Below are 21,060 nucleotides of genomic sequence, written 5' to 3'. Positions count from 1 at the left end.
GCTATGGGAGAAACGGGGAAACATCATGCAAATCGGTTCCATTGTCCGATCGGTGCATATCGCCGTGCCGCAAGGCGCGCGCGGGATCGTCATGCGCATTCTCGGCGACATGGCCATGGTGGCGTGGTATGCCGGCGAGCCCGGCGCTTCGCCGCACCTGAATACTGAACCCTTTTTCCTTGAAGACCTGATCGATACGGGCGAGCAAGTGCGACCGTCAAGCGCGCAGATGCATTGAAGGCAGTTTGAGTACAAGCCGTGTGCGAGTTGTAAGCCGCGGTTTGCACCGCGTTGTGAACCGTCGCCCTCGTCTTTGACGGCGGCGCGGCGCACAATGCGGGCATGAACGACGACATCCTCGATCCACAGGACAGCGCAAACAGCGCTGTGCCTTTCGCCCGGCTCAAGCCGGAAATCGTGCTCGACGCGCTCGACAGCGTGCTCGGCACGGTCGGCGTGCGCACCGACGGTCGCATGCTGCCGCTCAATAGCTACGAGAACCGCGTGTACCAGGTCGGCGTGGAAGATGGGCCGCCCGTGGTTGCGAAGTTCTACCGTCCTGAGCGTTGGAGCGACGCCGCCATCCTTGAAGAACATGCGTTCGTTGCCGATCTCGCCGCGCGCGAGATTCCGGCGGTCCCCGCGCGCGAGCTCGAAGGCCGCACGCTGCATACCTTCGACGGTTTTCGCTTCTCCATCTTCGAGCGTCGCGGCGGCCGCGCGCCGGATCTCGACCGGCGCGACACGCTCGAATGGCTCGGACGATTCATCGGCCGAATCCATGCGGTCGGCCAGACACAGAATTACGCCGAACGTCCCACGCTCGACATCCACACCTTCGGCTACGAACCGCGCGACTTTCTGCTCGCGCACCGTTTCGTGCCGGACGATGTGCGTACCGCGTGGGAAACCGTGGTGAACCTCGCGCTCCAAGGCGTGGAGCGCGCGTTCGAACGCGCCGGCGACGTCCGCATGTTGCGCATGCATGGCGACTGCCATCCGAGCAATGTGTTGTGGACCGACGCCGGGCCGCATTTCGTCGACTTCGACGACAGTCGCATGGGACCCGCGGTGCAGGATTTGTGGCTGCTGCTGCCGGGCGAGCGCGTCGAAGCGTCGCGCGCGCTGGCGGATCTGCTCGCGGGTTACGAAGACTTCTGCGACTTCGAGCCGCGCGAACTCTATCTGGTCGAAGCGCTGCGTACGCTGCGGCTGATTCACTATCAGGCGTGGCTTGCACGTCGCTGGGACGATCCGGCATTCCCCGCGGCGTTTCCGTGGTTCAACACGCAGCGTTACTGGGAAGACCGCATCCTCGAGTTGCGCGAGCAGCTCGGCGCGATGCAGGAAGGCCCGCTCTGGCCCGTTTGAGCGCATCTGAAGCAGGCGCTCACGGCGCCTGCGAAGCAACACTCGACGACTCCACCAGCGTCGATCTGACGATTACTTCCGCACGCACGTCGCGCCCGATCGCTTCGATCGCGGGACGCATCTGCGCGAAGTCGTCGGGCGAGCAGACGTCGCTATCGAAATGCGTGGCGCCGTCTCGCGTCATCGTGACGACGTTGCTGAGCGGATCGAACGTGTATTGCGACTGGAAATCGACGAAGCGATCCTGGGTTCGTTTCGCCTCCGGCATGTTGAGCACGCGGAAATTGGCCGGCAACTCGATGCGCGCGCGTTCGTGCAGCGCCAGGTTATGGCAGACGAACGGCTGCGTGCGCTGGCGCTCGCCGAGCCAGTAGCGTGTGTCGGCCTCGAAGCCGCCGGCCAGACTCGTCAATGCCGGAATCGAGGCCGCCGCGCCCGGCACCACGAGACTTTCCAGTGTGCCTTTCATGGTGATGGCGAGCGGGCCGTCGGCGACGTTGAGGTCGTTCGTGGAGAGCGTGGCGGTGCCACGCAGGTTGGCGCTGCGCAATTCGGCCTGAATCGACTCCTCGCGTTGCGCTGGCGTCTGCGTGCGCAACATCGCGCGCGCCTGTTCAGCCGAAGCGCCGGCCGCTTCCAGCCGGTATGTGAAACTCGCCGAGCCATCCGGTTCGACCTTGATCGACAGATCGGTGCTACGCGTCATGAACGCGCTTGCCGGCGTGCGCGAGAGCACGCCCTCGCCGACGAGCACGGTCGGCCGGTTCATATCGGACGACGGCAGAAAACCGAATTCGACATTCGAGGCGGTCGAATCCGCGTATTGCTGCAAATCCGGCAGCCACGTGATGATGTGATTGATGACACCATAGCCCGGCACGCTCGGCAAGGTGTAGATCGTGCCGCTGCTGATCAAGGCCGGCTCGTTGCGCACGCCGGCCGCGTCGAGCAGTGCGCCGTACAGCGCAACGTGATCCTTGCAATCGCCGTAGCGGTTCGCGAGCACCGCGCTTGCGCTGTGCGGCACCACCGCGCCGCGTCCGACATTGATCGCCACGTAGCGCACATTGCGACGTACCCAGTCGTACAGCGTCTTGGCCTTGTCGCGCGGCGTGCGGTCGTGCGCGGTGAGTTGTTGCGCGAGACGCGTGACGGCGGCGTCGTGCGCGCTCGGGTCCGCCGCGGAGTCGCGGTAGGTCGCGGCGAACGCGGCGTAGTCGGGGAAGGTCGAGACCATCAGCCGGTCGCCATACGACACGTAGGCAACGGAGCCGCGCTCCAGTCGGCTGAAATGAGCCTTGTCGTAGCGATATTCGTAACGCGTGCGGCCGTCGCGCGTCACGGGTTGCAGAGCGGTGAAACCGCGCGCGTCGGCATAAAGCGGCTTGTCGGCGGGCAGATCGTAGATCAGGCGGAAGTTGTGCGTCGGCGCGAGATCGGGCGGCGTGAAGTCGCTGAATTCGCCCGGCACGATCGGCTGCTTCTGCGTCTTGCGATAGGTGAGATGCACGCGCGCGCCCGGCTCGACGGCGGGGAACACAATCACCTTTTCCTGGATGTCCTGGAACATCGGCGCATCGAACGAGCGCGCTTCCTGGACGTCGCGGATCTGCTCGGGCTGCACGTCGTGACGCACGCCGTCCACGGTGGTCGTGTAGGCCTCGAGGATCTGCACGTCCGCCATGTTGCGGTTGAACCAGACGTATTGCTGCGCGACTCGCGCGACGCCGGCTTCGTTATTCACGTGCAGCGTCATCGAATCGAGCTTCGAGAAGGAGCCGTCGGCGTTGACGGTGAAGGTCTGTGTCTCGCCTTCGTTGGTGTAGGGATCGTCCAGTTTGGCGGGAACGCTCGCGCCCGCGCCGTGGATGCCGGCAAGCCAGCCGAAAGAGGCAAGACAGATCAGAAAAGAGAGGCGCATGGCAGGCTGGTATCCGAACGTAACGTTGACGGGATCGCCAGCTAGAGTCGGTTTGCGCCGCCCAGATGTCAAGCGGATGCCGCGCGTTGCGATTGAACAAATCTTCAAACGCTGCAAGCGGTTCCGCCCGAGGCCGCGATCTCACGTGCCGCCTTTGCGCCTTCGACCTGAAGCAAGGTCGGCAGCGAAACGCCGTTCTTGGCCGCCGTCACCTCGGCGAGAATCGACACCGCGATTTCAGGTGGCGTGCGGCTGCCGATATAAATCCCGACCGGTCCATGCAAGCGGGCCAACTCGGTATCGTTCAGATCGAACTCCTTGAGACGTTCGCGCCGCGCCTGATTATTCCTTCGCGAACCCAACGCGCCGACATAAAACGCCGGCGTTTTCAACGCTTCCATTAGCGCGAGATCGTCGAGCTTCGGGTCGTGCGTCAGCGCGATCACCGCGCAGCGCTCGTCGAGTTTCATCTCGATCACGGTGTCGTCGGGCATGGTCCGCACGATCTTCGTGCCGGGAATATTCCATTCCTCGGTGTACTCCTCGCGCGGATCGCACACGGTGACCTGATAATCGAGCCCGACCGCGATATGGCACAGATAGCGCGACAACTGCCCCGCGCCAATCACCAGCATGCGGTAACGCGGGCCGTGAATCGTCAGCAGACGTTCGCCGTCGAAATGCACGCCGTCGGTTGCCTGCGCGTTTTCGAGCTGCGTCGCGCCCGTCGTCATATTCACCTCTCGAGCCACGAGGCGTCCGTTCTCCACCGCGTCGCACAGTTCGGCAATCCCGCTTTGCGGCGTCAGCGGTTCGAGCACCAACTGGATCGTGCCGCCGCACGGCAGACCGAAGCGATGCGCTTCCTCCGCCGTAATGCCGTACTTGACCGCTTCCGGCCGCGTCTGCTCGATACCGCGTTGCCGCACGCGGTCGATCAGATCGTCTTCGATGCAGCCGCCCGATACCGAGCCCACCACGAGTCCATCGTCGCGCACCGCGAGCATCGCGCCCTCGGGACGCGGCGACGAGCCCCATGTCTTCACCACCGTCACCAGTAGCGCGCGATGTCCTTCTTCCAGCCAGCGTGCGCTGGACTTCAGGACTTCGAGATCCACGCTGTCCATGATTTCTTCCTTTTCGTTGCGTCGCCGCCGGACTCGCCGTCCGCGGCCTCATTCGATGCTGTATTGTGCGGCACCGCGTCATCGGCTGCATTCTCCGCGCCGTCCGGGGCGGCTGCGCTCTCGACGTCGCCGCCCAGCTGGGCGCCGAAGCGCTTGAAGAATTCGCCTGCGATTTTACGCGCCGCGCCGTCGACGAGCCGCGAGCCGATCTGCGCGAGCTTGCCGCCGACCTGCGCGCTCGCCGTGTAGCTGAGCTTCGTGGCGGTGTCGCCGTCGGCTTCGAGCGAGACGTGCGCATTGCCCTTGGCGAAGCCCGCTGCGCCGCCCTGGCCTTCGAACACGATGCTGTACGAAGTCGGCGCCTCGATGTCGGTGAGTTGCATGCGTCCCTTGAAGCGCGCCTTCACCGGACCGACTGCGGCGCTCAGCGCCACCACATAGGCATTTTCGCCGTCCGGGTCGATGCTTTCGCAGCCCGGAATGCAGGCGCGCAGAACCTCCGTGTCGTTCAGCGCGGCCCATGTGCGCTGCTGCGAAACGGGCAGCGTATGGGTTTCGGTCAATTCCATGGTGTCGCTCCTGCGGTGCCTGTCGCGCCTGTGCTGCGACGAGGCGCGCGCGTGAGTTGCGCGAGGTCGCGGCCGAACGCCGTCAGGCTGTCTAGATTATGAACCGGACGATGTGCGTCGACATGCGGCAGGATCGCCTGCACGCCGCGCGCTTTCGGAGAAAAGCCGCTGAAACGCAGCAGCGGATTGAGCCATATGATGCGGTGGGCGAAGCGGTGCAGGCGGGCCATCTCGGTGTCGAGCACGTCGATCGCTTCGTGATCGAGGCCGTCGGTGACGAGCAGTACCGTAGCCCGCCCGGTCAGCACGCGCCGCGCCCAGCGTCGGTTGAATTCGGCGAGCGCCGCGCCGATCCGCGTGCCGCCTGACCAGTCCACCACCTGCTCGGTGAGCGTCGCGATCGCCACATCGGGATCGCGCTCGCGCAGCGCACGCGTCGCGTTGGTGAGCCGCGTGCCGAACAGAAACACTTGCAAGCGTTCGCGCGACTGCAGCAGCGCGTGGCAGAAATACAGCACCGCGCGCGAATAGCTGCTCATCGAACCGGAGATGTCGAGCAGCAGCACGAGCGGCGGCTTGCGTTCGACCACCGCGCGATACTTCCACACCGTCCAGTCGCCGCCCGCGCGCACCGCGTGCCGGGCGCTCGCGCGCAAGTCCGCATGCGTGCCGTGCGAAGCCGCTTTCAGACGACGCGTCGGCTCGGTGGCGAGCGGCAGACGCTGGCCGCGAATCAGGTGACGCAAGGTGCGCCATTCATCGGCGGAAAGGGTGTCGAAATCGCGATGACGTAAGCGCTCTTCCGCGCTGAAGGTGACGTGCGCATGCAGTTCGTGTTGCTCGGTTTCCTGCGGCGCTTTGCTGTGTGGCGACTTCGGCGCGCGTACGGCCAGCGCATCGGCGAGACGGTTGTTGCGTTTGGGAGGCGGCAGGCCATCGCGGACTTTCGGCAGAAGCAGCGCGCGCAGTTTGCCTTCCCAATCGGGATCGCGCCAGAACAGGTCGAACGCGGCGTTGAACAGATCGCGTTCGTCAGGCGCCGAGACCAGCGACGCGGCGAGGGCGGCGCGCACGTCGTCGCGGCTGCCCAGATCGATCCAGTGCAGCGCGGCGAGCGCATCGACGGCTTGCGCGGGCGACATCGGCAAACCGGCGCCACGCAGCACACGCACGAAATGCACGACGTTGCGGGCGAGCGTGGGTGTGTCGTCGAGTGGTGAGACGGCAGTCTCGCCAGATGAGGACGGCGCCACAACCCGTTTGCCGGATAGGCCAATGCGCCAGCTATCGCCTGAAGCGTCGCTGTTGCCGGCGTCAAGCCGTGAGCTATGTCCCGAGGCCTCGCTACTGCCCGCGTCGATTGAATTCGTCATGCTGGCTATCCAGGCGCCGCGAGACACTGCGCGATTTGCGCGGCGTCGATGCGCGCCAGATCGTCCTGATACTTGAGCAGCACGCCGAGCGTGTTGTGCACCGATTGCGGATCGAGCTCCGTCACCGACAACGCCTCCAACGCGCGGCACCAATCGATCGTTTCGGCGATGCCGGGCGCCTTGAACAGATCCATGCCGCGCAGCCGATGCACGAAATCGACCGCACGCCGCTGCAATTCCGCCGACGTTTGCGGCGCGCGAGCGGCGACGATCTCCAGCTCGCGATCGCGCTCCGGATAGCCGATCCATTGATACAGGCAACGGCGCTTCAAGGCGTCGTGCACTTCACGCGTCCGGTTCGAAGTCATCACGACGAGCGGCGGCTGCTCCGCGCGGACGGTACCGTATTCAGGAATCGATACCTGGAAGTCCGAAAGCAGTTCGAGCAGAAACGCTTCGAACGGCTCGTCGGCGCGGTCGATCTCGTCGATCAGCAGCACGCGCCGTGCACCGGGATGATTTTCGTCCGGCATCAGCGCTTGCAGCAACGGGCGCTTCAGCAGGAATTCGCCGCGATACAAGGTGTCGTTATCAGGACGATCGCCCGCGGCCTCGGCAAGACGCAGCGCCATGATTTGCCGCGGATAGTCCCATTCGTAGAGCGCGCTTGCCGTATCGAGACCCTCATAACATTGCAGGCGCAACATCGAGGTGCCGAGCATGCCGGCCGCAGCCTTGGCGAGCTCCGTCTTGCCGACGCCCGGCTCGCCTTCGACGAACAACGGCCGCTCCATGCGCAGCGCGAGATACAGCGCGGTCGCCAGCTCGCGGCTGGCGAAATAGCTCTGGGCGGCGAGTTGAGCGAGGGTGTCGTCGATTGAAGCGGGCTGCATGGTGTTCCTGAATCTGCGCAACGAAGCAAAGCGGTGTTGGCATATGTGAGCGAAATGCGGCCGATGTGACCTGCGCGAGCACAGACCACATCAGCCGCGAACAGCGAGGAGAAGCTAACCGTTCGCCTTCGTCACCGCGCGCGCGGCCAGCACCGGAATCAGATGCGCGCGGTATTCGGCGCTCGCGTGCATGTCGGTGTTCAGGTCGGCAGCCGACACCGTCACCCCGCGTGCTGCCTCGGGCGTGAAGTTCGCCGACAGCGCGCTTTCCAGCTCCGGCACACGAAACACCGACGCCGCCGCGCCTGTCACCGCCACCCGCACACCGCTAGCGAACTTCGCGACGAACACCCCGACCAACGCGAAGTGCGAAGCGGGATTGCGGAATTTCTCGTACGCCGCGCGCTCGGGCACGGGAAACTCCACCGCGACGATCAACTCGTCGGGCGCCAACGCCGTCTCATACATGCCGACGAAGAAATCGCTCGATGCAATGCGCCGCCGGTCCGTCACGATGGTCGCGTCCAATGCCATCGCCGCCGCCGGATAACACGCAGCCGGGTCGTTGTTGGCGAGCGAGCCGCCGATCGTACCGAGCGCGCGCACCTGTCGATCGCCGATGTGCGCGGCGAGATCCGCGAGCCCCGGCGATACGCGCCGCAGTTCCACGTGATCCGCCACGTCGGCATGACAGACGGCGGCGCCGATCGTCACCGTTTTCGCGTCAACGGTGATCGACTTGAGCGCCGGAATGCGCGTCACGTCGATCAGTTGCGACGGCTGGGCGAGACGCAACCGCATGGTGGGCAAGAGGCTTTGGCCGCCGGCCAGAAACTTCGCGTCGCTGTCGGCGGTGAGAATGGCGGCGGCCGCTTTGGGATCCGTCGCGCGTTGATACTCGAATGAATACATGTCGAATGCTCCGCTCAGGATCTCAATGGGGTTGCTTGGCCGCATGAAGCGCGGACCACACACGATGCGGCGTCGCCGGCATTTGCAGGTCAGTCACGCCGAGCGGCGCGAGCGCATCGAGGATCGCGTTGATCACCGCCGGCGGCGAGCCGATCGCGCCCGCTTCGCCGCAGCCTTTCACGCCGAGCGGATTGTGCGTGCACGGCGTGCCCTTGACGGTTTCGACGGTGAAGTTCGGCAGATCGGACGCATGCGGCATCGCGTAGTCCATGTACGAGCCTGACAGCAACTGGCCGCTCTCGTTGTCGTACACACAGCGCTCCAGCATCGCCTGGCCGATGCCCTGAGCGAGCCCGCCATGCACCTGGCCTTCGACGATCATCGGATTGATCACGTTGCCGAAATCGTCGACCGCGGTGAACTGCTGGATCCGGCACACGCCTGTCTCCGGATCGACTTCGATTTCGCAGATGTACGCGCCGGACGGATAGGTGAAGTTAGTCGGATCGTAGAACGCGCTTTCTTCGAGGCCCGGTTCGAGTACATCGAGCGGATAGTTGTGAGGCACGTAGGCGGCGAGCGAGATGTCGGCGAACGCTTTGGTGCGATCGGTGCCCGCGACGCGGAACACGCCGTCCTTGAACTCGATGTCTTCCGCCGCGGCTTCGAGCAGGTGCGCGGCGATCTTCTTCGCCTTGGTTTCGATCTTGTCGAGCGCCTTCATGATGGCCGAGCCGCCGACCGCGATCGAGCGCGAGCCGTACGTGCCCATGCCGAAGGGAATGCGGCCGGTGTCGCCGTGGACGATCTCGACGTTTTCCAGCGCAATGCCGAGCCGGTCAGCCACCACTTGCGCAAAAGTCGTCTCGTGTCCCTGGCCGTGACTATGCGAGCCCGTGAACACGGTGACCGATCCGGTGGGATGCACGCGAATCTGGCCGACTTCGAAAAGTCCGGCCCGTGCGCCCAACGCGCCCGCTATATTCGACGGCGCGAGACCGCACGCTTCGATATAGCAGGAATAGCCGAGGCCGCGCAGTTTGCCGTTCTTTTCGGATTCCTGTTTGCGCGCCGCGAAGCCTTTCACGTCCGCAAGTTCGAGCGAACGGGCGAGGATGGTCTCGTAGTCGCCGGTATCGTAGGTGAGGCCGACCGGCGTCGCATACGGAAACTGGCGGATGAAATTGCGGCGGCGAATCTCCGCCGGATCGAGCTTCATCTCGCGCGCGGCGGTTTCCACGAGCCGCTCCACCACGTATGTCGCTTCGGGGCGGCCCGCGCCGCGATAGGCATCGACGGGAACAGTGTTGGTGAAGACCGCTTTCACTTCCGCATAGATCGCGGGCGTCGCGTACTGGCCGGCGAGCAGCGTGGCATACAGAATAGTCGGTACGCTCGACGCGAATGTGGACAGATACGCGCCCATGTTGGCGGTCGTGTGGACGCGCATGCCGAGGAACTTGCCGTCCGCGTCCATGGCCAGCTCGGCCTTGGTCACGTGATCGCGGCCGTGTGCGTCCGAGACGAATGCTTCCGAGCGCTCGGCCGTCCACTTGACCGGACGGCGGATTTTCTTTGACGCCCACGTCAGCGCGACGTCTTCGGCGTACAGGAAAATCTTCGATCCAAAGCCGCCGCCGACGTCCGGCGCGATCACGCGCAGTTTCGATTCCGGCAGCGACAGCACGAACGCGGCCATCAGCAGGCGCTCCACGTGCGGATTCTGATTCGCGACGTAGAGCGTGTAGCTGTCGTCCTGCACCGAATAGCTCGCGTTGACCGCGCGCGGTTCGATCGCGTTCGGGATCAGACGGTTATTGACGATGTCGAGCGTGGTGACGTGCGCGGCTTTGGCGAAGGCGGCGTCGGTGGCGGCTTTGTCGCCGTGGCCCCAGTTGTAGCAGATGTTGTCGGGCACTTCGTCGTGCACGGCGGGCTGGCCGGGATCGGCTGCATGGGCGGTATCCACCACGGCCGGCAGCACGTCGTAATCGACTTCGATCAATTCGGCGGCGTCTTTGGCGGCCTTGATCGAATCCGCGATCACGAGCGCGACCTGGTCGCCGACGTGACGCACTTTCGTATGCGCGATGATCGGATGTGGCGGTTCGTTCATCGGCTTGCCGTCGGTGCTGTGAATCAGCCAGCCGCACGGCAGGCCGCCGACGTTGTCAGCCGCCATGTCCGCGCCGGTGAAGATCGCGACCACCCCGGGCGACTGTTTGGCCGCGGTGGTGTCGATGCTGTTGATCTTCGCGTGCGCGTGGGGCGAGCGCAGGAACACCGCGTAGGTTTGCTGGGGCAGGACGATGTCGTCCGTGTACTGGCCGTTGCCGGTCAGGAACCGATAGTCTTCCTTACGTTCGACGGAAGCGCCAATCAGGTGAGTGTCGGGTGCGTTCATCGTCGGCTCCTCAGGCGGTGGCCGGTGCGGTGGCTTGCGCGTCGGCATTCTCGGCCGCATTGGCCGTGCCGGCGGACTTCATGCCTGCGGCGCCTTCGAGCACTGCTTTGACGATGTTGTGATAACCCGTACAGCGGCACAGATTGCCGTCGAGTTGGGCGCGCACGTCGTCGCCGGTGAGATCCGGTTGGCGCTGGACCAGCGAGACCGCGCTCATCACCATGCCGGGCGTGCAGAAGCCGCACTGCAGGCCGTGGCAGTGTTTGAAGGCCGTCTGCATGGGATGTAGCGCGCCGTCTTTGGCGAGCCCTTCGATGGTGGTGATTTGCGCGCCTTCCGCTTGCACCGCGAGGATGTTGCAGGATTTGATCGCGCGGCCGTTCAGGTGGACCGTGCATGCGCCGCATTGGGCTGTGTCGCAGCCGATGTGCGTGCCGGTGAGGCGCAGTTGATCTCGAAGGAACTGGACAAGCAGGGTGCCAGGGTCGATTGACGCGCTGATGGGCGCGCCGTTCACCGTCAGACTGATGCTGATCGCCATGAAGTTGTCTCCTTATGGGGTGAGACCGGACCTTTTGCTTTTTTCTTTTGTTGCCTGTTCGCGGGGGCCGGTTGGGGTGCTTCGGTTTTTTATAAGGCTGCCGAAAAGTAAAGCACAAATTGAGCTGGGGCGCTATGAGGGGTTTTTTGCGCGGGGCGCTTTCTGGGTTGTGGTTTTGTGGCGTTGGCCTTTCCTTGAATTCTTTGTGGTCTATTGGTGTTGCCCCTGTGCGGGGCGGCACTCCCTTTCTTTGCCGCCGCAAAGAAAGGAAGCAAAGAAAGCGGCTTCACACCGCCAGCCTATAAGTGGGTCCCCTGGCTTGGAGGGGGCAGTGGTGCATCTGGAATCTGTTACCTCGCACATTCAACGTTCGTGACACAGCAGTCATGCTTCCCGCCTCGCACGGTGTGCTCGCCGGAACGGTCCGCTTGAACACAGTGGACTCGTTTGTGCGATGCGGTGGCCGTCGGCTTCGCCTCGGCGAGGCGCTGACATTGACGTATTTGAAGAGACGCCTCTGGAGCAACTGAGACCGACGGCCTCAGAAGTGCGGCGGCGAGAAAGATGACTGTGGTTCCAGAGTTGCCACTCTCGCGAGTGGCGGCAAGCCATTCCCGAATTACCGGTAAGGCGTGAGGCTGCACGAGATTCGCGGAATGCCGCGGTGAGAAAGACGTCCAGGAGTTGGGAGGTGCCTCAGCGCACGAGACGAACCGAGCCTCGAGAGGTGCCTCGGCGCACGAGACGGACCAAGACGTGAGAGGTGCCTCGGCACGAAAGACGGACCCAGAATTTGGGAAAAGCCGCTGGCGTGCGAGTCACGCTGGTTGGATGAATACCGCGACGGCGCGCGAAGCGCCGCCGGAAGAATGAGCGCGTTGTCACTGACGCGGAATGTGCGAGAACACGGATTCCAGATGCACGACTGCCCCCTCCAAGCCAGGTGACCCACTTATAGGCTGGCGGTGTGAAGCCGCTTTCTTTGCTTCCTTTCTTTGCGGCGGCGGCAAAGAAAGGGAGTGCCGCCCCGCACAGGGGCAACGCCAATAGACCACAAAGAATTCAAGGAAAGGCCAACACCCCAAAGAGCCGAACCAAAAACCCACCGACCAGGCAAAAAGAAACCATCACTTGCTCAACTTGGAGTGCCGCCGAGAATAGCCGAAATAGATCACCATCCCAACCAGCAACCAAACGACAAACGCGACCCACGTAACAGCCTGAAGATTAACCATCAAAAACAGACAAGCGGCCACCGCCAAAACCGGCACAACCGGCACGCCAGGACACCGAAACGCTCTCGGCAAATCCGGATGCGTCTTCCGCAAAACCAGCACCGCAATCGACACCATCGAAAACGCGGCCAACGTACCGATATTGATCAGCTCAGCCAACACATTCAACGGTACCAGCGCCCCGATCAACCCAAAGAAAATCCCAACGAGCCAGGTAGTAAAAAACGGCGTAGCAAACCGCGGATGTACCCGCGACAGCCGCTCAGGCAACAACCCATCCCGCGACATCGCGAAAATCACCCGCGTCTGCCCATAAGCCATCACCAGAATCACCGTCAGCATCCCCAGAACGGCGCCAAGGTCGATAAACCCCGCGACCCACTTCTGACCAGCAACCTGCAACGCATAAGACACCGGGTGCGAAGTATTCGCGAACTGTGCCGACGGCACGATACCGGTGACCACCGCAGCCACAGCCACGTACAACACCGCGCAAACGCCCAGCGACGCAATAATCCCGATCGGCAGATCGCGCTTCGGATCCTTCACCTCTTCCGCCGCGGACGACACCGAGTCGAAGCCGATGAACGCGAAGAACATCACCGCAGCCGCGCCGAACACGCCGTTCCAGCCGTTCGGCATGAACGGATGCCAGTTGGCCGGCGTCACGTGAAACACGCCCACGCCGATCACTAGCAACACCACGACGACCTTGATCGCCACCATGATGTTGTTGATCCGCGCCGACTCGCGCACGCCAACCGACAACAGCGCGGTGATCGCCATCATCACGAGAAAGGCGGGCAGGTTGAAGAGCGTCTCATGGCCGGGCAACGCGCCCGGCGCTGCCGTCAGCGCGACCGGCAAGGACACGCCGAAGCCCGACAGCAAGGATTGCAGATAACCCGACCAGCCCACCGACACCGCGGAGGTGGCCAGCCCATACTCGAGCATCAAGTCCCAGCCGATGATCCACGCGGCCAGTTCGCCAAGCGTCGCATACGAGTAGGTGTAGATCGACCCGGCCACCGGAATCGTCGAGGCGAATTCGGCGTAGGCGAGCGCGGCGAAGCCGCAGGCGATCGCCGCGATCAGGAACGAGATCATCAGCGCCGGGCCGGCCTGCACGGCGCCCGTGCCGGTCAGCACGAAAATGCCGGTGCCGATAATGGCGCCGACACCGAGAAAGGTCAGATCGAGCGCGCCGAGCGCTTTCTTCAGGCCGGCGTTCTGGGCACTCGCGGCGATCATGTGCTCGACGCTCTTCTTGCGAAACAGGGACATTGGCGGGGTCTCCAGTAGTGCACGCGTGTTGCGCGCCGAATGTCGGGAAACCCGCGATTTTAACGGATGCATGCCCTTGCACCATTTTGGGACGTGCTTTTTAGGGTCGATGCGCCGGGCTGAAAATCCCCGGCAGAGATGATTCGAGTGGCACCTTCGTCCGCCGGACAGGCAATGGCCGCAAAGCTTTCGCTCGATGCGCATACGACCGTGCGGGATGCGCTCTCCCGCAAATGGGCCTCGGCAAGGCGATCTGTTCAACGACACAGAGCCGCGCTGGCGGCGGAGCGACGTCAGCCCGCCATCGCCGGATTCAGATCGATGAGCCGGTTGCTCATCACATAGAACGTCAGTTCGGCGTTATTGCGCAGCTTCATTTTCTCGAGCAGCCGCGTGCGGTACACGCTCACCGTCTTCACCGACAGCGAGAGCGCCACGGCGATATCCGTCAGCCGCTTGCCCGACGCGAGCATGCACAGCGTCTGATATTCGCGGTCGGAGAGTTTTTCGTGCGGTAACTGTTCACCGTCGAAGGAAACGTAGTCGGCGAGCGCTTCGGCCATCGCCGGACTCACGTATTTGCGGCCCGCCGCGACCTGCTTGATCGCGCTGATCATCTGCGCGGCGTCGACGGTTTTCGACAGGTAGCCGGCGGCGCCGGCCTTCAAGGCGCGAACGGCGTACTGGTCCTCGCGGTACATCGAGAACATCAGCACGGCCACGCGCGGCGCCTTGCGCTTCAGACGCTTGAGCACTTCGACGCCGTTCATGTCGGGCAGCGAAATGTCGAGCAGCACCACGTCGTAGGCGTGCCGGGCAGCGGCGTCGAGCGCTTCGGCGCCGCTTTGCGCTTCGGTGACTTCGCGCGCCACGCCGCGGTCGAGCAGCAACTGGCGGACGCCCTGTCGAACCACCGCGTGGTCGTCGGCGAGCAGAATGCGCAGACTCATGATGGCGTACTCACGATTGCAGCGCGTGCCGAGCAGCGCGCGGCGCATGCGCCAGCATCGCGTCCCAGGCAAAGCGCGCGCGCACGAGGGTTCCGCGCGATGCGTTGCCGCTCTCGCCGTGCTCCGAACCGGCGCGCCGGGCGTTCACGCGCAGCGTGCCGTCGAAAGCCGCGCAGCGCGCCTGCATGCCGCTCAGGCCGAAATGGCCAAGGCGGCTGCGGGCGTTGCGCGTGACGCCGACGCCGTCGTCGCTGATGATCAGCGTGAGGTGACGGCGGCTGGTTTCGATGCGCACGTCGGCGGATTCGGCGCGCGCGTGCTTGGCAATATTGTTCAGCGCTTCCTGCGCGACGCGGAATACGGCCAACGCGGCGTCGGCGGGCAGGCGCGTCAGACGCACGTCGGCGGCGCACACAAAGCTCGTGCGCAGTTGCGTGCGCGCGGCGAAGTCGCCGGTCCAGTGGGCCAGCGCGCCGACAATGCCGGCCTCTAGCGACGGTGCATGCAGTTCCGCGACGGCCTGACGGCTGGCCTCGCACACGGCGTCGAGCGAACGGTTCGCCACGGCGAGCGCGGCGGCGCACTGCGGCGGCGCATCGGTGGGCAGCCAGGTTTCGACGCCGGCGAGCGCGAAACGCGTCGCCGTCAGTTCGGCGCCCACGCCATCGTGCAACTCACGCGCCACGTGGCGGCAAGCGGCTTCCTGCGCCTGAACCAGCTCGGCCGAGAGTTCGCGCACCCGCGCGCGCAGCCGCGCGAGTTCCCGTTCAGCCGGCGAAGTCAGCGCAACGGGCTCGACCGCAACGGACGCGTCGAATCCATCACGTGCCGGTGACGAAGGAAGGTGGGCGGTGAACGGGACGACAGTCGACGTATCCATGACTTTCCCTCTCAGGAAGCGCTGTGGACAGCGAAGCGGATGCGCATCGGCGGCGCGAAGACGAAAGAACGCATGTGGGTCTCTAGCCTCCAGGTGCGGGCCGTCGCGCTTAGGACGCAACGGACGAATCGCTACAGTATGGCGTAACGAAATTTACATTCAGTAACATGGCGGGTAGGCCACGACAGCGTCTCAATTCGACTGATGATGCGCCGCGATCATATCTCATAAAAAGAAAAAATGCAGTCCCACCAAGGGTTAGCGGCTGCATTTCATGCAATGGTTGATGATTTGCAACATGAAATTTGTAGGAAGAATGCTGACGCTGAATGTCAGTATAGGGACGCAAAATTGTAACTGGGCAAAAAAAAAGGAGCCCGAAGGCTCCTTTTGCTGATTTCGCGGCGCGGGCCGCGAATGTCGGACCGTGACTTAGCCGACGAAGGCCTTTTCGACCACGTAGTGACCCGGCGAGTTGTTGCTGCCTTCCTGGAAGCCTGCGTCGTCGAGCAGCTTGCGCGTGTCGCGCAGCATGTGCGGGCTGCCGCAGAGCATGACGCGGTCGTTTTCGAGCGAGAAGCCCGGCACGCCGAGGTCGGCGAACAGCTTTTCGGTTTCGATCAGCTCGGTGATACGGCCGCGGTTCTGGAACGCTTCGCGCGTGACGGTCGGGTAGTACAGCAGCTTTTCCTGAACCAGCTCGCCCAGATGTTCGTGCGCCGGCAAGTGATCCGTGATGTATTCCTTGTACGCCAGTTCGTCGACGAAACGGCAGGTGTGCGTGAGGACGACGCGCTCGTAGCGCTCGTAAATGTCCGGATCCTTGATGATCGACATGAACGGCGCGAGGCCCGTGCCGGTGGACAACAGCCACAGCGTCTTGCCCGGCAGCAGGTTGTCGGCCATCAGCGTGCCGACCGGCTTCTTGCCGATCAGGACTTCGTCGCCGACCTTCAGATGCTGCAAGCGCGACGTGAGCGGGCCGTCCTGCACCTTGATGCTCAGGAACTCGAGATGTTCTTCGTAGTTCGCACTCGCGAGGCTGTAGGCGCGGATCAGCGGCTTGCCGTCGACTTCCAGTCCCACCATCGTGAACTGGCCGTTTTCGAAACGGAACGACGGATCACGCGTGCAGGTGAAGCTGAAAAGCGTATCGGTCCAGTGATGGACGCTCAGGACGGTTTGTGAATTCAGGTTGCTCATGGCTTCTTGGATAGTGCGAAAACAAAGGCGGCCAGTCGTTTTGAGCCGGCCGGCACGGCAAGGGCGATGCTGCGCTAACCCATACGGGAATCACGCGCAATCCGCTATTTTACCGCGCCTGCTGCCTGAGGGCTGCGGCGCGGCGATTGAGCGTGGTGAAGCGGGTTGCCGGACCTGGAAGCGTCGGCGCCGGCTGTCTTTGCGATCGGCGCCGCGGAATACGTTGGCGTGGTGCGGCTACGCGCTTCAGCAGGGGTGCGGCGATGGGCGAGCGCCGCGCAGGGCGGCTGCCATCGGTTATCCGGCATGCGCCGGGTAGGCGCGCCGCGCGGGCAACATTTTCAGGATGATACCGAAACGCGCCATGCGCTGCAGCATTGACCCTGCTGATAAAACTGGCAAAAGCGTAACGAATGGTGAGGAAACGCATCGCGGCGGGATGCGCGACGGTGCTCCTGTTGGGTCCGCTCTGACCATGGCGTGTTGGTACACAAAATCGGATGGGCAGCGGCTCAAGATGCCCAAATCCCAGTCGGAATAAGGCTTCATACGTTTTCGGTCTTGATTACTCCGAGGCTGGCAAAAGTGAGCCCACAACCGCAGCGAACCCACGCCGTATCGATCAGCCACGCCGCGTGAATCAGCCGATCACGCCGCAGCCACGACCCGCTTTTTCCCGCGCTGCTTCAACACACGGGCCTGCAGCACGATCACCAGCAACAGGAACACACCCCGAATCACCGACTGCCAGTACGCCGACAAGCTGATAAACCCCAGCCCGTTCTCGAAGTTCAGCAGGTTGAACACCAGACCGAGCAGCAACACGCCGGCAATCGTCATCGCGATCGAGCCTTCGCCGCCCGTAAGCAACGTGCCGCCGAGCACGACCGCCGAGATCGCAAACAGCTCCCAGCCGACGCCTTCGTTGGGTTGTCCCGCGCCGAACTGCGCGGCGAGGATCACGCCCGCCATGCCGGCGAGCAGCCCGCTGACCGCATAGGCCATCACGAGAGTGCGGTCGACGTTCAGACCCATCAGCCGCGCGGCTTCCTCGCTGCCGCCGATCGCCAGCGAGTGCCGGCCGAAGCGCGTGCTGCGCAGTGCGAGCCAGCCGGCCACCGCCGCCGCCACGGCGACGATGCCCGGAATCGGCAGTCCGAACAGATCGCCTTGACCGAAGTTGCCGAAGTTCGACTCGGCGGCAATCGACACCGCATCGTTCTTGCCGAGCAGCAGCGCGACGCCGTGCGCGCCGAGGCTCGTCGCGAGCGTGACGATGAACGGCAGAATCTTCAGGCGCGTGATGATCAGTCCGTTCAGCACGCCGACCGCGAGTCCCGCGGCGCAGCCCGCCAGCACGGCGACCCAGCCGCCGTAGACGCTGGTCAGCGCGGCGACGACGCTCGCCAGCGCGGCCACCGTCCCCACAGACAGGTCGATGCCGCCTGTGATGATCACGAACGCCATCCCGACCGAGATGAGCGCGAACATCGAGTTGTAGCGCCAGAACGACGTGATGTTGTACGCCGAGCCGAAATGCTCATAGCGCACGAGGCCGAATACGACGAGCGCGGCCAGTGCGAGCAGGATGGGAAGATTCTTTTTCATCGCTTCGAGTCCGGAATTTTCTCTGAGGCGCGTGAGTTACCGCGAACGCCGCTGCACATACACCGCCGCGACGATGATGCCGGCCTTCACCACCAACGCCGCCGCGTCGGGAATGCCGTGCGCGAGCAGCGTGTAGCGCAGCAACTGGATGATTAGCGCGCCGATCAGCGTGCCGCCGATATACGCCTTGCCTCCCGTCAGCGCAGTACCGCCGACAGCGACCGCCGCGATCGCATCGAGTTCGACGCCGAGCCCGACCACGTTCGCATCCGAGGACGAATTCACGGAGATCGAGATCAGCCCTGCGAGTCCCGCGAGCGCCGCACAGAGCGTGTAGGCGATCAGCTTCACGGTGGCCGTCGGCACGCCGCATAGATAGGCGGCCTTCTCGTTGCCGCCCGTGATCAGCAGATACTGGCCGAACAGCGTCTTGCGCACGACCCACGCGAACAGGACGACCAGCGCCAGCATCAGCAGCACCTGAAAGGGCACGCCTGCGACCTTGCCGAGCGCGATCCACTGGAAGGCGGGCGTGTTGAACGCCTGCAGGCTGCCGTCGGTGACCACTTGCGCGATGCCGCGGCCGGCGATGAACAGCACCAGCGTCGCGACAATCGGCTGGACGGATAGCCTCGTCACCAGCAAGCCGTTGAAGACGCCGCACAGCGCGGCGGCCAGCACCGGCAGCACGAACGCGAGCGCGATGCCGCCGGGGCCGGCAATGTTCAGGAACAGCATTGGCGCGAGCGCACCGGAAATCGCCATCGACGCGCCCACCGACAAATCGATGCCCCCCGTCGCCACCACCAGCGTCATGCCGATGCCGACGATCACGATCGTCACCACCTGCGTCATGTTGACGTTGAAGGTTTGCAGCGACCAGAAGTGCGGCGTGAAGATCAGGTTGAACAGCACCATCGCGAGTAGCACGATGACTTCCCGCTGCATGGCGAGATGGCGCCATTTACGCACCGTCGTTGCCGGGGTGGCGGGCGGCGCGGCCGTCATCTGCTGGGCGGTTTCGCCGAGGCGCGGCTCGGTATGCAGCGATTCGGTGTGCAACTTAAGCGCCATGACGGTCGCCCTCCAACGCGTCTTCGATGTGTGCGGCGCTCGCTGTTTGCGCGGCTTCGGCCAATTGCGAATGGCCGTCGCTGCCGTAGGCGATGGCATCCATGATCGCGGTCTCGCTCATGTCGGCGCCATTCAGTTCGGCGACCGTGCGGCCGTCGCGAATCACCACAGCGCGGTCGGCTACGGCCGTCAGCTCCTCCAGTTCGGAAGCGGACAGCAGCACGGCGAGACCCGCATCGCGCAACTCGCGGACGATTTTCGCCACATCCGCTTTGGCACCGACGTCGATGCCGCGCGTCGGTTCGTCGAGTAGCAGCAGGGAAGGCTCGGCGGCCAGCCAGCGCGCCAGCAGAACCTTCTGTTGATTGCCGCCCGACAGTTCGCGAATCGGCTGATCGGCGGAGCGCAGCTTGATCCCGAGCGACGCAATGAAGCGATCGACAATCGCCTGCTGCTTCTTCACGTCGACCACGCCATTCTTCGCCAGCGTGCGCAGACAGACGAGCGTGAGGTTGTCGCGCACCGAGAGTTCGGGGACGATGCCTTCGGCCTTGCGGTCTTCGGTGAGGTACGCGAGACCGCGTGAAATTGCGTCCTGCGGCGACTTCAGTGCCACATTCTCGCCGCCGATCGACAGCGAGCCTTGTTCCAGCGGATCAGCGCCGAACATCAGACGCATGGTTTCGGTGCGGCCCGAGCCGAGCAGGCCCGCGAGACCGACTGCTTCCCCGGCGTGAACTTCAAGCGACACGTCGCTCACCTTCGGATGTGCGCTGAGTTGCGTGGCCGCGATCATCTGCTTGCCGCGTCGCGCGAGGTTCGCTTCGCGTGCTTCGGCGTCGTCCTGCACGACGGCGGCGAGCGTGCGGCCGAGCATCGTCGTGACCAGCTGCAGTTTGTCCATGTCCGCCATCGTGCTTTGCGCGACCGTCTGGCCGTCGCGCATCACCGTGACGCGGTCGCACAGCGCGTACAGTTCGTCGAGCCGGTGCGACACGAAGATCACCGCGCGGCCGTCGTCGCGCAGCTTGCGCACCACGGTGAACAGCAGCTCCACTTCGCGTTCGTCGAGCGATGAAGTGGACTCGTCCATGATGACCATCTTCGCGTCCGACGACACGGCGCGCGCGAGCGCCACCATCTGCTGGATGGCGGTCGAATAGCGGCCGACGGGTTTCTTCACATCGATCTGCAAACCGAACGATTCGAGCAGCGCGGCGGCCCGTTGCTGCACCGCGCGCCAGTCGATCAACCCGAAGCGGCGCGGCTCGCGGCCGAGGAAAATGTTCTCCGCCACCGAGCGGAACGGCACCAGATTGATCTCCTGATAGATCGTGCTGATGCCGGCTTCGCGCGCCTGCTTGGGCGTGCGGAAATCGACTTCGCGTCCTTCGAAGCGCACGCTGCCCGAGCCGCGCCGATACGCGCCGGTCAGGATCTTGATCATGGTCGATTTACCCGCGCCGTTCTGGCCGATCAGCGCATGCACTTCGCCGGCGGCGACGCTCAGGTTGGCGGCGTGCAACGCGGGTACGCCGCCGAAGCTGATGCCGATGTCCTGCATCTCGAGCAGCGGCGAACGGGTGAGGGGAGAGTGTGGTGTCTGCGTGCCGGATTCCGTCACGGGTGTCCTCCTGATGCGTGTGCTGCTTTATTTGCCGCGTGCGCGCTATGCCTTGCACGTGCGAGCCGGTGCGGCTCTTAGTTCGGGCTCT

The 21,060-nt window shown here is 64.0% G+C and carries 17 protein-coding genes; 2 read left to right on the top strand and 15 right to left on the bottom strand.

The genetic code is table 11. The features are described from left to right. Window positions 1-25: 25 nt before the first annotated feature. Both PQR32_RS06115 and PQR32_RS06110 read left to right on the top strand, forming a co-directional pair. Window positions 26-238 (top strand): hypothetical protein, encoded by a 213-nt coding sequence (locus PQR32_RS06115; protein WP_042327325.1) that lies wholly within the window; start codon window positions 26-28, stop codon window positions 236-238. A gap of 104 nt (window positions 239-342) precedes the next feature. Continuing rightward, window positions 343-1,371, top strand: coding sequence for a serine/threonine protein kinase (locus tag PQR32_RS06110; protein ID WP_408223256.1), 1,029 nt, complete (start codon window positions 343-345; stop codon window positions 1,369-1,371). Between the two features lie 19 nt (window positions 1,372-1,390). On the opposite strand, the gene PQR32_RS06105 is transcribed toward PQR32_RS06110, so the two are convergent. The 15 genes from PQR32_RS06105 to PQR32_RS06035 form a co-directional block, all read right to left on the bottom strand. Then, complete coding sequence (locus tag PQR32_RS06105) at window positions 1,391-3,292, bottom strand: DUF3857 domain-containing transglutaminase family protein (RefSeq protein WP_408223254.1); 1,902 nt, start codon at window positions 3,290-3,292, stop codon at window positions 1,391-1,393. Window positions 3,293-3,396: 104 nt separating this feature from the next. Beyond that, the gene (locus tag PQR32_RS06100; protein WP_408223252.1) at window positions 3,397-4,419 is read right to left on the bottom strand and encodes an XdhC family protein; all 1,023 of its coding nucleotides are present in this window, start codon (window positions 4,417-4,419) and stop codon (window positions 3,397-3,399) included. Then, entirely contained in the window at window positions 4,392-4,988 is a 597-nt protein-coding gene (locus tag PQR32_RS06095; RefSeq protein ID WP_408223250.1) for an SRPBCC family protein, read from the bottom strand. The genes PQR32_RS06100 and PQR32_RS06095 overlap by 28 nt, the downstream gene beginning before the upstream one ends. Continuing rightward, complete coding sequence (locus tag PQR32_RS06090) at window positions 4,979-6,361, bottom strand: vWA domain-containing protein (RefSeq protein ID WP_408223248.1); 1,383 nt, start codon at window positions 6,359-6,361, stop codon at window positions 4,979-4,981. Before PQR32_RS06090 ends, PQR32_RS06095 begins: the two co-directional genes overlap by 10 nt. Before the next feature lie 5 nt (window positions 6,362-6,366). Further along, window positions 6,367-7,254: an AAA family ATPase gene (locus PQR32_RS06085; protein ID WP_408223246.1), complete on the bottom strand. Its 888-nt coding sequence runs from the start codon at window positions 7,252-7,254 to the stop codon at window positions 6,367-6,369. A 114-nt stretch (window positions 7,255-7,368) separates the two neighbouring features. Continuing rightward, window positions 7,369-8,166, bottom strand: coding sequence for an FAD binding domain-containing protein (locus PQR32_RS06080; RefSeq protein WP_408223244.1), 798 nt, complete (start codon window positions 8,164-8,166; stop codon window positions 7,369-7,371). A 22-nt stretch (window positions 8,167-8,188) separates the two neighbouring features. Beyond that, window positions 8,189-10,570, bottom strand: a complete 2,382-nt coding sequence (locus PQR32_RS06075) for a xanthine dehydrogenase family protein molybdopterin-binding subunit (RefSeq protein ID WP_408223242.1) — start codon at window positions 10,568-10,570, stop codon at window positions 8,189-8,191. 10 nt (window positions 10,571-10,580) lie between these two features. Further along, complete coding sequence (locus PQR32_RS06070) at window positions 10,581-11,111, bottom strand: (2Fe-2S)-binding protein (protein WP_408223240.1); 531 nt, start codon at window positions 11,109-11,111, stop codon at window positions 10,581-10,583. A gap of 1,127 nt (window positions 11,112-12,238) precedes the next feature. Further along, a complete protein-coding gene (gene bcaP, locus PQR32_RS06065; protein WP_408223238.1) occupies window positions 12,239-13,630 on the bottom strand; it encodes a branched-chain amino acid transporter BcaP in 1,392 nt (463 codons plus the stop codon). A 293-nt stretch (window positions 13,631-13,923) separates the two neighbouring features. Then, window positions 13,924-14,580, bottom strand: a complete 657-nt coding sequence (gene rqpR / locus PQR32_RS06060) for a response regulator transcription factor RqpR (RefSeq protein WP_408223236.1) — start codon at window positions 14,578-14,580, stop codon at window positions 13,924-13,926. A 10-nt stretch (window positions 14,581-14,590) separates the two neighbouring features. Next, on the bottom strand, window positions 14,591-15,460 hold the full coding sequence (locus PQR32_RS06055) for a sensor histidine kinase (RefSeq protein ID WP_408223234.1): 870 nt from the start codon (window positions 15,458-15,460) through the stop codon (window positions 14,591-14,593). 432 nt (window positions 15,461-15,892) lie between these two features. Continuing rightward, a complete protein-coding gene (locus PQR32_RS06050) occupies window positions 15,893-16,663 on the bottom strand; it encodes a ferredoxin--NADP reductase (RefSeq protein ID WP_168792274.1) in 771 nt (256 codons plus the stop codon). Window positions 16,664-17,311: 648 nt separating this feature from the next. Beyond that, entirely contained in the window at window positions 17,312-18,271 is a 960-nt protein-coding gene (locus PQR32_RS06045; protein WP_408223231.1) for an ABC transporter permease, read from the bottom strand. 36 nt (window positions 18,272-18,307) lie between these two features. Next, window positions 18,308-19,345 carry an ABC transporter permease gene (locus PQR32_RS06040; RefSeq protein ID WP_408223229.1) on the bottom strand — a complete coding sequence of 346 codons (1,038 nt, stop codon included), beginning with the start codon at window positions 19,343-19,345 and terminating at the stop codon, window positions 18,308-18,310. Then, the gene (locus PQR32_RS06035) at window positions 19,335-20,909 is read right to left on the bottom strand and encodes a sugar ABC transporter ATP-binding protein (protein WP_408223472.1); all 1,575 of its coding nucleotides are present in this window, start codon (window positions 20,907-20,909) and stop codon (window positions 19,335-19,337) included. Before PQR32_RS06035 ends, PQR32_RS06040 begins: the two co-directional genes overlap by 11 nt. Window positions 20,910-21,060 lie beyond the last annotated feature (151 nt).

It is taken from the genome of Paraburkholderia dipogonis (assembly GCF_046027395.1).
Taxonomy (GTDB): Bacteria; Pseudomonadota; Gammaproteobacteria; order Burkholderiales; family Burkholderiaceae; genus Paraburkholderia; species Paraburkholderia dipogonis_A.
Note: the sequence above shows the minus strand (reverse complement) of the source record. Positions and strands in the feature narration are given on the sequence as shown.